General features: G+C 32.7%; 7 protein-coding genes. All 7 read right to left on the bottom strand.

Going from position 1 to position 15,472, the window contains the following annotated elements:
- Positions 1 to 2 precede the first annotated feature (2 nt).
- A complete protein-coding gene (locus P856_RS00355) occupies positions 3 to 755 on the bottom strand; it encodes a 16S rRNA (uracil(1498)-N(3))-methyltransferase (RefSeq protein ID WP_025300206.1) in 753 nt (250 codons plus the stop codon).
- A 487-nt stretch (positions 756 to 1,242) separates the two neighbouring features.
- Positions 1,243 to 2,052 carry an enoyl-ACP reductase FabI gene (locus P856_RS00350; protein ID WP_044214816.1) on the bottom strand — a complete coding sequence of 270 codons (810 nt, stop codon included), beginning with the start codon at positions 2,050 to 2,052 and terminating at the stop codon, positions 1,243 to 1,245.
- Positions 2,053 to 2,143: 91 nt separating this feature from the next.
- On the bottom strand, positions 2,144 to 3,367 hold the full coding sequence (gene fabB / locus P856_RS00345; RefSeq protein ID WP_025300204.1) for a beta-ketoacyl-ACP synthase I: 1,224 nt from the start codon (positions 3,365 to 3,367) through the stop codon (positions 2,144 to 2,146).
- Between the two features lie 11 nt (positions 3,368 to 3,378).
- Positions 3,379 to 3,960 carry a bifunctional 3-hydroxydecanoyl-ACP dehydratase/trans-2-decenoyl-ACP isomerase gene (fabA, locus tag P856_RS00340; RefSeq protein ID WP_025300203.1) on the bottom strand — a complete coding sequence of 194 codons (582 nt, stop codon included), beginning with the start codon at positions 3,958 to 3,960 and terminating at the stop codon, positions 3,379 to 3,381.
- A gap of 3,907 nt (positions 3,961 to 7,867) precedes the next feature.
- Positions 7,868 to 8,038, bottom strand: coding sequence for a hypothetical protein (locus tag P856_RS04450; protein ID WP_158380565.1), 171 nt, complete (start codon positions 8,036 to 8,038; stop codon positions 7,868 to 7,870).
- Between the two features lie 121 nt (positions 8,039 to 8,159).
- Entirely contained in the window at positions 8,160 to 9,455 is a 1,296-nt protein-coding gene (locus P856_RS00335; RefSeq protein ID WP_025300202.1) for a glucose-6-phosphate isomerase, read from the bottom strand.
- 1,572 nt (positions 9,456 to 11,027) lie between these two features.
- Positions 11,028 to 13,316 carry an ATP-dependent helicase gene (locus P856_RS00330; protein WP_025300201.1) on the bottom strand — a complete coding sequence of 763 codons (2,289 nt, stop codon included), beginning with the start codon at positions 13,314 to 13,316 and terminating at the stop codon, positions 11,028 to 11,030.
- Between the last annotated feature and the right edge of the window lie 2,156 nt (positions 13,317 to 15,472).

Below are 15,472 nucleotides of genomic sequence, written 5' to 3'. Positions count from 1 at the left end.
AATTAATCATGTCTATGAAAACTAGAGCACAGCAGTGCTTGCCATATGGCAAGCACTGCTAATGCAGCCGTATCAGCGCATAATAAACGCTTTCCTAAGCTAGCATGTTTCGCAAAAGGCAGTTTATTTAATATTGCGAGTTCTAATTTGTCAAATCCACCTTCTGGTCCAATCAAAAATCCTATTTTTTTGACAGAACAATCTAATTCCATACGTATAATCTCAACGATTGGTGTACTGGCAGTTTCGTTAGCTACAATCATAGTACGATCAATCGGCCAGGAATCAATCAAATTAGTAAGATTATCTAGTTCAGAAACTTTTGGAACAGTAAGGCGATTACTCTGTTCTGATGCTTCAATGACATTAGCCCGCATACGATTAACATTAACCCGTTGAACTATGGTATAACGCGTTATCACTGGCGAGAGTAGCATAACGCCAAGCTCCGTTGCTTTTTGAACTGTGAAATTAATACGATCACGCTTGATCGGTGCAAAGGCAAGCCAAACATCTGGCTCATAGCTTTGCTGACGTGTTTGTTCCAAGATACAAAGATCAACTGACTGCCTAGCAACGGTGAGGATCCTTGCCCTCCATTCACCATCATACCCGTTAAACAGTGCTACTTCATCACCAGCACCAAGTCTTAAAACATTTTTCAAATAATGAACTTGCTTCTGCTTAAGACAGAACATCTCGCCTGTATTTAGCGAAGAATCCACATACAAACGTGTTTCAATACCATTTTTCATCAAACCCTATACAACCAATTTTTCATTATACTTACAGCTAAATATACTGATATATCAGTATATTTAGCTGTAAGTATAATGAAAAATTCAATAAAATTATTGAAATTTTATAAAAAAACGAAACGTTTTTTATTAAGGAATATAAATTTAATTCAAAAAGCAAATAACGCATTTATAGAAATATTAAATTATAGCTAGACTAATTTATTTATGCTATTCAAAAACTAACAATGTTACTTTTAATGCTTGTAATTGACAATTCAATAAATCTAATAGTTAATACTTTACTAACGTAATTCATAGAAAAGTTTTTTTAAATTTAAACAATTTTTAAATATATCGCAGATAGTAATTTGAATTTAAAAATTCCTTTCCAAGAAGGACAAAAGGATTAATCTAAAATTTTAAATAATCGGTAAGATTACAATAATACTTAAGGTGAACATAAGATTTATAATAATCGCCAAGGATAAAATATAATAATATTTTATCCTTGGCGATTAGGACGTGGAATACCAACAGAATGAAACCCACCGTCCACATGAACTATTTCCCCGGTAACACCCGAAGACAAATGTGACAATAAATACAATCCAGTTCTTCCAACTTCCTCTAAAGCTGCATTGCGGCCTAATGGTGCCACGTTCTTAGAAAAACGAAAAGTATAACGTGCGTCAGCTATAGCTGAACCTGCTAGAGTGCGCATTGGACCAGCTGACAATGCGTTCACTCGGATACCATTCGGACCTAGATCAACCGCAAGATATCTCACACTAGCTTCAAGCGCTGCTTTAGCTACACCCATAACGTTATAGTTTGGTGTACTACGCTCGGCTCCAAGGTAGGATAAGGTTAATAAGCTACCGCCATCAGTCATCAAAGGTGATAAACGTTGTGCGAGCGCTGTAAATGAAAAGCAAGACACATCCATAGTATTAATGAAATTTGATCGAGATGTCTCGTAGTACTTGCCCTTAAGTTCTGCTTTATCTGAATAGGCTACGGCGTGCAGAGAAAAGTCAATCTTACCCCACCTCTCCTTAATTTGCTTGACTACCAAATCAAGCGATTTATAATCAGTGAGGTCACATTGCAATACAATATCAGCCTGTACAGAATTAGCTAACGGTTTTACTCTCCGCTCAATACTCTCGTTCTGATAAGTAAACGCAAGCTCCGCACCATGCTCTGCTAATACAGCAGCAATCCCCCAAGCGATCGATCTATCATTAGCAACTCCGACAATAAGCCCGCGCTTACCGGCCATAATCGGCAGGGGAGAGGGCGAATTCGACATAGATCTCCTGTTTTTTCAATGTCTCGACAACGCGACAGGTTCATTGAAATTTCTTGGTCTACCAGACAAACAAAACACGCAGACCAGCTTCTCAGACGTCTCCTCGCCGAAAGGCAAGAACTGCATTGGTACCTCCAAATCCAAAACTATTTGATAACGCTATATTAACGTGTTGGCCTAATATAGGCTCACGTACAATTGGCATAGCCTCCGCTTCTGGTTCTATTGCTTCAATATTAATCGAAGGAGCAATAAAATTACCGTTCATCATCAGCAATGTGTAAATCGCTTCATGCACTCCAGCTGCGCCCTGGCTATGGCCAGTCATTGACTTAGTAGAGCTAATTAATGGAATTTTATTTTGATTACGAAACGCCTCAGAGATTGAAATCAGCTCAACCATATCACCTACCGGTGTGGAAGTTCCATGAGTATTGATGTAGTCTACTGGATCATGCACATTAGCCATGGCTAGCTGCATTGCACGTAACCCACCCTCGCCTGAAGGCGCTACCATATCAGATCCGTCCGAGGTAGCGCCATAACCAATAATTTCACCGTAAATATTTGCTCCGCGGGCTTTAGCATGTGTAAATTCCTCAAGCACTACTACACCGCCACCACCCGCAATCACAAATCCATCACGACTTGTATCATATGGTCGTGAAGCTTTCTCCGGTGAATCATTGTATTTAGAAGACAACGCACCCATAGCATCAAATAAAACCGACAAGGTCCAATGTAACTCCTCGCCGCCGCCAGCTAAAATAATATCCTGTTTACCATATTGTATTAGCTCTACGCCATTTCCAATACAATGAGAGCTCGTCGAGCAAGCTGAGCTTATCGAATAACTTAATCCATTTATTTTATAAATTGTCGATAAATTAGCAGAATTAGTCGAAGACATCACTCTTGGGACCATGTAAGGCCCAACTCTTTTTGGACTTTTTTCTCTCGCAATATCAAAAGCTCTCATCATATTGCGTGTTGATGGACCTCCAGAACCCATTACCAACCCAGTGCGTGGATTAGATATGTCAGCATTTTCTAAGCCACTATCCGCGATAGCTTCTTCCATAGCAAGATAATTGTATCCGACTCCATCTCCCATAAATCTTAAAAGTTTTCGATCAATTCGATCATCAAGATTAATTTTTAGCGAACCGTGTACATGGCTACGAAAGCCTATCTCTTTATACTCGGGAGCAAAAGTGATTCCTGAGCGACCTGTTTTCAGAGACTTAACCACCTCTGCCTTATCATTGCCAATCGGGGAAATTACACCGATACCGGTAACCACGACGCGTCGCATTCTGTTCTCCGTCAAGCTACAGCGGCCGCTATATTAGCGAATAGACCAACACGAATATCTTTAGCCTCAAACACCCGAACATCATCACAGTCAACCCATCCGTCTGCTATACCAAGAAACAGCTTGCGACTAATAATTCGTTTTAGATCAAGATGATATCGAACTTTTTTTGCTGTGGGCACAATTTGACCAATAAATTTAACCTCGCATGCTGAAATCGCTCGACCAGCACCATGTCCACCAAGCCAACCCAGCATAAAGCCAAGCAATTGCCAGAGAGCATCCATGCCTAAACATCCGGGCATTACTGGATCATTTTCGAAATGGCACAGAAAAAACCAAAGATCAGGCCTGATATCAAGCTCAGCTTCTACTTCACCCTTGTCGTTAGCACCACCAACTTCAGCGATATGAGTAATGCGATCAAACATAAGCATGGGGGGTAGTGGAAGTCGAGCGTTACCAGGACCAAACAAACGTCCGTGGGCGCATTCGAGAAGATCATTGTAGGAAAAGCTACTCCGCTTTTTTGGTTCCAATACCGGCCTCGCCGTTCGTTGGTCCGTCACTCTTATCGTAAACACGGCATCCATATTTGCAATGCAATCAAACTGAGTATCACGCCATATTCAATTAATCCCAAACAAACTAAATCGACCTTACGCTTGCGAAGAACAGGCATTACTAATTTGCAAAACTTCATAATAATGCTTTATTTCAAGAATAATAACGTTATAGGTTAAGTTTTAAAGATAAAATCGTACATCACATTAAATCGTACAATTTTGTAACTATTTTTTCATCCAAAACGGATAAAATATACCAAGCTTGCGAATAACTTATTAACTCATTGCATTTCATTCCTAGAATTACGCTTAATAACATTAAGCTAAATCCCACTACCGATCAGCATAACCTACATCGCGGATCATAAAAATATAGATATTTTTAGCGATAATCCAGAAACTTCTGGATAAAGTTGTACGCAGATACAAACATTAAAATATTTTATATAATTGTGCGAGAAAACAATTTTACTAAGGTCATTTTTAACACAATGTCGGTAGCTTAATAGCATAAATTAGTTAAGCCTTGCTGATCTTAAAAGACTCTTTTATATTAAAGATAACACAAAAAGATGTAATATTTATACTATATCTTGATCAAGAGACTGCATGTTATGTGTCGCGCTGACAGTTAATAATCGTGATATTTTATTAAGCTACGCATTACTCTTCCTTATAATTATTGTCAATAATTATAAGGAAGAGTAAAATGTTTAAAAATTACTAATTAGATAAGGCTGACATTATGCGCAGGTTTTCTTAAAAATCTACTATAACACAAGCATAATGTTCGTTAACAAGGCTTTATTGTTAAATTTAATAGAATATTATTCTGATTAATTATTATTCTGATTAATATACTAGCGAAATAATTCAATTAAATTACTGTAACCTAATAAATAATCAAGGAAGTTATTTTCGACGTAAATTACTAGCGACTGCTAACTAAATAAATACTAATTGATAAAATAGTTAAAATGATTGCTGCTTGTGAATGTTCTAAATCATTCTAGAAAAAATATCCTTACATGATTCTTAAATCTCTAAAATAAGAGAGATTGTTGTTGTTCAAAGTCAATAAAAAAATTTTTATACGATAGTCATACTTCAATCTCATTGGTATAGCTTGAGTAATTTTTAAAATCAAGAATAAACAATCAAATTTTTACGAAATAAGAAAATTATATTTTTAAAACAAAATATACTACGATTTTGCTAAAATGCTGCTAATTCTCAATCATTAGACTATCACTGCCAGAATGGCACAGTAGTTGATTAGCGCTTCAAAGCAAGCAGTTGTAGATAAACGTTACTAGATAAATGAATAATTTTTACCTAACCTAACACCTGATTTTATTCATATACTAACATACAATCTACTCCAATAAATGAGACCAAAATCATTTAAAATAAAACGTAAATTTTACGTAAAGCTGCTATCAAGTTTAATGTTGGCTAATTAAAGATACTAATAATATTTGTAATTAGCTAACATTAAACTTGATAATTTTTGGTATATTATAATTTCTCTCTTCAAGAATAATCTTGCTTTAATCTTTTTTAACTAGGTAATTTGTAATATACACTTTTTAAGTATTCATTATTTATGATTAATAAACATTGCTTTTATTTTAAAAAATAAATTTTATAATTATTACAATTGTATATCTTAAGTAATAAATTTGTATACATCATTGTAACCTTAGTTTAATAAATTACTTTGCAGGTTAAGCAAATTGGCGCATACAGTGGTTAATTTTAAATAAAAATTAATTGCTCTTCTTAAAAAGAATAGACAAACCCATATCTTTTCTGAAAATTTTTTTCAACTTAGCAAACAAATTTGTTCCTTTAGCATGCGGAAAGATAGCTGAGAATATTTCCATAAACATTAATCAATAAAAACTTGCTTGAAATTAGCCACCTCATTCTTGATTTAAACGACAAAATTTATAGCTTTGCCCATAGGTTCACGCACCTAAACTTAATATTTTGCTTTACGGATATTAAGTTTATCGTTATTTGTTGCAATGAACAAACTATCCAAGTTAAAATTTGCACAAAATCAAATTGATTAGTACTTTAATCTATATTAATAATAGCTTATCAGCAAATAAAACGCTGATTGCTTACTAGGAAAACCAAAGATGACACCATTAGCTAATATTCCTTATCGCTTGTAAAAACAACAATAAATAAAATAAAAGCTAATTTAATTTAGAAAATAATTAAGTATATTTTTGTATAACATTTTTTTTGTATAACATTTTATAAAAAATATGATAATTAAAATTTATATTAGGACAATCTTTGATATCCTCAAGTTTAAGCTAAACTTATCTAAGAAATACAATCTCGTATCCGATAGAGCGTTAGCTTAATAGGGATATATTCCATCTGAAAAAGGAGCATTTATCCAATTAAATATTCATTTTTGGATCAGGAGGAAGCAAAACTGTAGAAAGCTTATAGTATCGCAATATACCAACCAGTCTACAGTTTAAGGAATATTGTGTGATCATTCTCCATAATTCCTTTATATTAGATTATACAACAAAGCAATACTTATCGAGATGATTAAAAAATAACAAACACCTCACTTATAATCACAATACCTTGCCTTAATTTGTCTGTTAACAATTTTAAACCTTCCAATTCTATTGGCACGATTAGTTAGTATAATAACAACAATATCTCCTAATTATAACATCGCTGTTATAATTAGGAGATATTGCTATACCACTATTATCTATAGATTTTTATTTATCCATAAACCAAGCACTATAAACAGCTTACTGATAAATAATCAATATTGCAGGAACAATATAATTACTATGAATGCAAGCACTTTAGCCACTTCGAGTGGGAAGGCCTTATGCTCTTGCTCAATTAACATTGCTTGATTCGTCTCACTTTTGTTTTCAGTTGTTCTATAAAATCCTAGTTATCTAGTTAACCTAAATGATGTGCGCTATTGTCACTTAAAATTTCCGAAACAATCTGAATTTCAGGGAAGCCCAAGGAGAGAATACAACATGAGTTTATTAATTCATTTCGTAAGAAAATTCGATTATAATAAAAATTATAAGGTAGCAGATAAGGTAGCAGATTACTGATCAACACACCCTTATTCTTGTTGGATTTATGATTGTTTTTGATAATAAAACATTCTTAAAGTATCATCGAGAAACGGACAACATGTAACGATTTCTGTTTATAATTTATTTACAAAACATTAACAACAATAAACTATCTGGCAGTCTACAATCGCACAATCATACCCAACTTCTAGATAAATAAAAGTCACATTTAAATTATCTTTTGGCAAGCAAAACCTTAAATGTAAATGCAGACCTTAAGCTATAAAATAAAGCATAACCTGTAACAATTAATTGGGATATTATCGAGTAGGGGCAATTGTTTGCGTCAAATATCTGAGTGCAAAGTGCGCAGGTTCGCATTTCAGTAAAAAATTAGCATTCTGACTATTAACTGATAATGCGTTTCCTGAAACTCTTAAGCAATAATAGCAACGTATTCATTCTCTATAACAAAAAGCAGTCACTCAATCTATACTCCTTATCCTTTAAATTAAAGCGAATTGCTAATATCAATGATCAGCAAAAACAACGCTCAGATCAGCTGTCTTCTAATCCCTGAACAACTTCTACTAATAACTTTGATCAATGCGCAAGGATTTCAAAATATTAATCATCTGGGGTAGAGTAGCAAAAATTAAGTCATCTAGCTCTCCTTTATATCTACTTTCAACACCATTTAGCTTCAATTGCCTAAAGTAATTGTTATTTACCTCAATTGCCCAAACTTAATCGGTATTAATTCCAGTGCAAATAATCCACAATCGAACTCAGCTCGGATTAACGAAATGCCCCTTAAAAAAAATCCACAATCCTAAATATTAGCAAATACAATCCTAGGTTAGCTTAGAGCTATAATAGCGTTTTATCAGAATAGTCAATGTATCAGCACCTAATACTACCCCAGTTATCATTCCGATATTGAATATCAAAATAAAATCACCACTCACAATACAAAGCAATCGACGCGTAGAGGAATCTATCGCATTCTCCACCAATGAATTCAAGGATCTACTACTATGATCAACAGTTCTCCAGCGAGAATCTATGACTATTGAAAGCAGTGTATAAACTTAAAGTAGCTTCTGTTTAAAAAAAAATAACACACATTGCACATTATATCTACAATCAGGTTTCTTCCTGTAAAAATTGACGGATCAGTAACTTATTTTCCTCAACTACAGGTTGATCAAAAGCGTTGATACCCATGATCTGAGCAGCAGCGATAGTCTCCAAAATAAATTGCATAATTAGCCCCCCCATCACTTCCTCGTTCAAATTACTAAAACTAATAAGCCGAGTTGGGCAAGAATTACGAATTAAACAGTCAATAGTTGCTCGCTGCTCAGCTGCCATCAAATCACCCATAGTATGTCCAACCAAATAATTAAGAGATTCAGCAGCACTACCAGCAAGTTCAGCGCGTACCCGACCACCTAAACCGCGAGGATCGCTGCATATCACAGTGAAAAACTTATCCTTTGGACCAGCAAGATAAAGCTGCATCTGACTATGCTGGTCAACTGCGCCAAGTGCATTAACTGGAGTAGTCCCATGCCCTTCTTTGCCTAAGCTCTCGGCCCAAAGTTGGCGAAACCAGATCGATAATCGTTCAAGCCTTTCTACGTAAGGCATTAAAACAGTTTGATTAATCCCATGATTCCTAGCTAGTGCCACATTAATTGCAGCTCCAGCAACAGCAGGATTCTCTAGCGGATTTTTAGCAGAAATAGTTGCGTCCAACACAGCGGCTGCTCCGTGACGTACTCTTTCGACATTAAGACCAGCAATAGCAGCAGGCAGCAGGCCAGCAGTTGATAAAGCAGAAAATCGGCCTATAACCTTAGGGTCATATTCTAGGCAAAAAAAACCATATGTGGAAGCAATGCGACGCATTGGATTATCGGTTGGTTCTGTGAGACAAGTGATTTGTTTGCTAAAATTTTTATTACCTAATCTATCAATTACGATTAAAAGTTTTGTTAAAGTCTCAGTCGTACTGCCAGATTTAGATATAGCTAAAAAGCCTGTTTTATCCATATCAAAACTAGATAAGCGTGAATCAAAAGTGATTGGGTCAATATTATCAAGAAAGTGTATTCGCGGAGAAGTAATAAGAGAACCATCTACCAGAGCACAAACAGTTGCACCACCCAAAATAGAACCACCAATGCCAAGAACTACCACGTCTTTATAAAGTGAATGATATCGATCCACTATAGGTTTCCAAGAAGCAATATCATCACGACGGTAAGGCAAGGTCAATATAGGAAGAGAACCGTCATCAAAACGCGCTCGAATAAACTCTAACGCTATACTGCCTAATTCTCCCATCTCCTTAAATTTTTTCGGCGAAAATCCACCATCAACTTTGTGGATAAAACAAGCGTCAATATCGTTGGCGATTGGCAGTTTTTGAAGCATCTATAACTTCTCCCATATCATCAAAAAAGTTACGCTTGTTTCCCTCGGCAAGGTTAGACCTTATATAAAAAACATTTAATAAATGTTAAAGAATAGTTAGCTTAATCCGGCTAGAAAGCAACAGATATTATCAATCTCTTTAAACATGGCTAAATCCTGATCGCCACTCGAGAAGGATCGATTATAAATTTCTTCAATTATTTTTTTAAGTAATCAGGATAGTTGTGAATGATAATGTGTAGTAAATACGGATAAAACTTATTTGATTATAAGTTATAGAACAAGCATTTCATAATCAAAAAATATTCTACTATATATATCAATTTTATTTAATATTTTTATTACTAATTAAACAAATTGCAGATTTAATTATATTATTATATTTTGTAATATAAAAATTTATATTACTACATTAAGCAAGTTTTCTACGTGATTATGTAGTAGGTTTAGTAACTATTGTTTAGTTACTAATTCAATAAAGATAATGATCATTAAGTAATTAAAAATTATCCAATTAATCTAATTTTCAGCAGTAGCATTTTATGTCAAATAAAATGCTACTGCTGAAAAAAACTATATGCTCGCCATTTAGACAATGAAACTACTAATATCAACTAAATCATCATAGCTAAAATTGCTAGTATATACTGAGAAGATCAAATAATAAAATAGTTTAATTAAAACCTACTTGCTATCTATTGCAAGGAGCAAAAGCAATATAATTGCTTTGATATTAAACCAAAATAAGAATATTTTTCTATTGTCAGAAAAATCATCGATAAAAATGTTTCTAGTTAAGTTTATTGCTTACTCTATTACAGCTTCTATCTACAAAATCTAAATTATAAAGCAATTAAGTATTAATGTATTCTATTTTTATGATTTAATTGGTTGATCTATTACTAAGATTTAATATAAAAATTAAAGGCTTCTAATATACGATATTAGACCGAATAAGTTATATCATTAAAAGTCAAAAATAAGATTGGTTCCATCGAAGCCTAGAAAACCAGCCCTAAGATATATACAAACCTAGCCAATAGTTATTCTACAAATAAATCGCTATTGATTAATAAGTTCATAATATAAAAACAAAAAACATAAGATGCACAAAAAGTATTACAATGGCAATATATTGTTATTCCGAACTAAATCTAACTAAAAGAAGATAGCCCAGCAGCATTAAGGTTATTAATGCTAGAATTAGATAATTTCTCTTTAGTTATAACTAATACCAATAAAAGTAACAGACACTCGCTTGTTTATTAACAAAATTAACTGATAATTGAAACAAACAAAATCAATGCACAGCAATCCTAAAATTGATTTAATTTTTAATTAAGCATTTTAGGGAATAACAATAAATATATCACAATAAAAGTAAAATTGCTCTGAGCGATGCCTATATAAAATATATATAGAGTATTTTAGCCAATAAAATATTATTCTGAAATACTTTTTTTAAACATTGTTGGCGATATAAAATAACTTATAGAATAATTAATACTATATGGATTAGGTATTTCTGCAAGCTAATAATAATTGCCGTAAAAATAATATACATCCTAGATATTATTTTGACCTAGAGACAAAGGTATCCAAGACTTTTTTAGTTCCTTCACAATCAAACAATACTTCAAGTTTGCCCTTGCTGTCGGCTTTTATTATAGTTCCCATACCAAATTTTTTATGAAAAACTCTCTCTTCTAAAGTAGACTTATCAAATCTAGAGATTTCATTCGTACATAGATTACCTTTAATTTTCGTATTGTCTTTGCGGACAATATCATGGTTTTGATAAATGTAATCTGAATTGTGGACTATCGAATTGTTTACCGGCCTAGAACTTTCCAAGGACGATAATCTAAATTTATTCTTATGAGTATACTTAAAGTCATCACAATGGCGCTGAATAGTATTAGCATTATAAACCCTAACATTCCCGATCATCGCTAAATGCTCTACTGGCATTTCAGAAATAAAGCGTGAGGGAATTGCATTTCGCCAAACCCCGTGCAGATGGCGATTCGTGGCAAAAAAGATCTCGACATGTTTGCGTGCTCTAGTTAAACCGACATAAGCAAGCCGTCTCTCTTCCTCCAAAGCACTAACACTTTTTTCATCAATAGCTCGCTGGTTAGGAAATATTCCTTCCTCCCAACCAGGAAGGAAGACGACTTCAAACTCTAGCCCCTTAGCAGCATGCAAGGTCATCAGACTAACTTGCTCAAAGTTTACAGAATCAACTCCTTCTGCGAATAAAGAGATATGTTCTAAAAAATTATCAAGACTAATAAACTTTTCTAAAGTAGTAATCAACTCGTTTATATTATTCAATCTTTCCAAGGCTTCTTGCGAACCATCCTTCTGCAAAGAGGCAATATAACCGCTTTCGTTTATCACCTTGTTAGTTAGTGTCGATAAGGAGTCATTATGTGATGCCTTGCGCCAGCGTGCAAAATTTTGCATTAGTAGGCTAACTGCTTGTCTTGCAGGCGGTTTTAATACTTCATCCTGCACAATATGCTCCGCAGCCGTTGTGAGACAAATGTTGTTTATTCGAGCATATTGAAATAAAATTCGTTCTGTCGTCTTACCGATACGGCGAGCTGGAACGTTGATTATTCTTTCAAAGGCTAAATCATTTTTTGGCTGAGCGATTACCTGCAAATATGAGATAACATCGCGTATCTCCTTACTATCATAAAAACGTGCAGCGCCAATAGTCTTATAAGGCACACCAAGAGTCACTAGTTGCTCTTCAAAAGCGCGAATCTGAAAACCAGTACGTACAAGCACAGCTATTCCGCGCAAAGGCACATTAGTTTTATGATAATATTTAATTCTTTCGCAAATAACTCTTGCTTCCATGTAATTATCAGACACACAGCGCACAATGATTTGCTCGCCGTCATTCCCTTTGGTCCACAAAATCTTACCCAAACGACCTTTGTTACGCGCAATCACACTAGAGGCGACAGCTAAGATGCGAGAAGTAGAGCGATAATTTTGTTCTAATCTGACTACTTTAGACCCAGGAAAGTCGTTTTCAAAGTTAATAATATTGCCAATTTCTGCTCCACGCCAACCATAAACCGACTGATCATCATCCCCTACACAGCAAATGTTTTTATAATTTTGAGCCAGCAAACGCAACCAAAAATATTGAACTAAATTAGTATCTTGATATTCGTCCACCATTATATATCGGAATTGATTTTGGTACTGTTGTAGTACACAAACATTGGTTTGGAATAAGGTAAAGCAATGCAGAATAAGATCGCCAAAATCAACTGCATTCATATTTATCAACCTATCTTGATAATGCCGATAGATTTGTTTTGGATTACCTACGGATATATTACTAAATTTAGTGGAATATATTTTATCGGAAGTCAAGCCACGATCTTTCCAACGCTGTAAAATACCTAGTACAGATTGAGCAGAACAATGCTTTTCTTCAATATTTAGATCCTGTAGAATTTGCTTTATTAAAGTGATTTGCTGATTGATGTTCAATATAGAAAAATTTGATTTAAGCCCTACCAGCTCAGCATGATTCCGTAAAATCTTAGCGCACAGTGCATGAAAGGTCCCTAAACAGATTTGCTTTGTCGCAGAGCCAACAACTGCGTTAACTCGTTCTTTCATTTCCTGGGCTGCTTTGTTTGTGAATGTAACCGCTAGGATATTCCTTGGGTCAACATTCCCCACGGTCAAAATGTGAGTAAGGCGACTTGCCAACACACGAGTCTTACCAGTACCAGCACCAGCCAATATCAATACAGGGCCATCTAGTGCTTTTACTGCAACAAGCTGATCATCATTTAAACCATCTAGATAACTATATTGCGCAAACATCCTAATAAGAGCTTAGTTGTGCTTTATACAAAATTTAATTAGAGAAAATTTAGATCTAATAAAGATGTATACAATCAATCAAATGTATAAATTGTAATCATACTGCTCTTAAAATAAAAAAAAATTAAAAATAAATCTTTAATGAAATTTATTATTATAAATAGAATAATAGCTTAAGCAAGAATGTTTGCTACAACTTATTGAAGCAACATAATGCTTCATAAATCAATTAAATTTATAGCGCATTTTACAATTATAGAATCTATTTATACATGTAATTTTTTGCATTATATTAGATTGATTCGTTTAGTTATAGGTTTAATTCAAAAAATATACATTGTAATTTATTACTATCATTAAAATTTAATAATACATTATCATTATAATATTTGGTAAAAATTAAGCACTGCGTTGATTTTTTAGGATAATTCCCACTAATTTTTATCCATTAATACTATTATTCGTCTAATTGAATCTTTAAACCTTATTCTAAAAATAGAATCTAACTAATTACACCGATATTTAATATGATCTCTTGCGCTATACATCAGCGATTTAAGCATTTCTGCAATTTCCATAATTAGAGAATAATGAATTACTCTCGTATAAAAATTCTTTATAATTATACTTTTAACTGAATTTATAAAAAACCGTCACTGTACTTCATTTTAAAGCGCTATCCAGTCATAGAAAAATGTATTACTACTTAATAAGTACTAAATATCATTAATATAAAGAATAAAATCAATACAAAAAAATATGATATTTCTACTGAAATTTCTACATTATTCTCAGTAAAATAAACTAAATAATTAAAATTTGCGAAGTAAATTTTAATCGATCTTATTTAACAATACTTTAAAATATTTGCTAAATATTCCAATCCTTAATTTACTGATGAATTCATCCAAAGTTATTCTATAAAAATTTATTATATATAAGCCTAAATTAATTATCTAAGTTTATCAATAATCTATTTAATTTTGCTATAGATATAGATATTTTATCGTTTATTATACATGATAAACAGCTATCTTGAATATTAAGCGATAATTAAAAAAATCATCTCAATCTATTTTGCTAGATCTTAAACTCGTGATAGCTCCTAAAATAATTATTTTATAATATCAACAAGAATAAATTATATTTAAGTGTAATAACATATTTAAGTGTAATAACTCATCTAAAATATTTCCAATCTAATAAAAGCTATAATTGTAATAAAAAAATAATAAGCAGTTAATATAAACAACAATTTATAAAAAGCATGATTATTCTACCGTAATAGATAAAATCTAATTATAGCATCATTTATAAAAATAAATATTACAATAATTTTAAAAATAATAAACTTTACTTAAGCCGGCAGACTAATATAAAACCAAGGTAATATCTGCTCTTTTTATAGATTATTATTATTTTTATCAAAACAAGTATTATTTAAACATAACAGTATATTGTACATATACAAATGTTTTTGTAACACTAAATTACAACATCTTAGCAAGATTATTTATAATAACAATGATAATTGTTTACTTACCTGCAAAAAAGTAAATTACATAGCCCAAAATATATTCATAAAACAAATTCTTGTACTGCCTCGATAATAAGGATTACTTTAATCAAATGATTACTGCTAAGTATTTAATTATTTTTGTTATTATCAAAATAATTGTTCAATGAATTTTTTGCTGAAGTTAAACTCAATGGTAAATTATTTCTAATATGTTTTATATAACAATCAATGGTAAATTATTTCTAATATGTTTTATATAACAAATAGTTTTTATATAACAAATAGTTTGTTTAATAATCTTATCGACAGCAATCAACATAACAGAGTACCATAAATATAACATTCTATTTAGTTGATTGCTGTCGATCGTATTAAAAAATACCGTGATCTAATTACAACAGAAGCTAATACACTGTTTATTCACAATCGGTCTCTAACGATTTTGCAGTTAATTGCCATGCCTAAAACTGATGAAGACAGCAACACTAAAACTGTTAATAATTACCAGCGACATTAAACAATTAATCAGTAATCATATGATATTTAAAAAATTAAATACCTTTATTAAACAAACTTCCTTAATTTTTACTATAACTTGCTTTATTCTTATTTATAGTCAGAGTACTGTACAGTATAT

The organism is Candidatus Endolissoclinum faulkneri L5 (genome assembly GCF_000510265.1).
In the GTDB taxonomy this organism is placed as follows: domain Bacteria; phylum Pseudomonadota; class Alphaproteobacteria; order Thalassobaculales; family Thalassobaculaceae; genus Thalassobaculum; species Thalassobaculum faulkneri_A.
The sequence above is the reverse complement of the archived record's forward strand: the minus strand, read 5'-3'. Positions and strand labels throughout refer to the sequence as shown.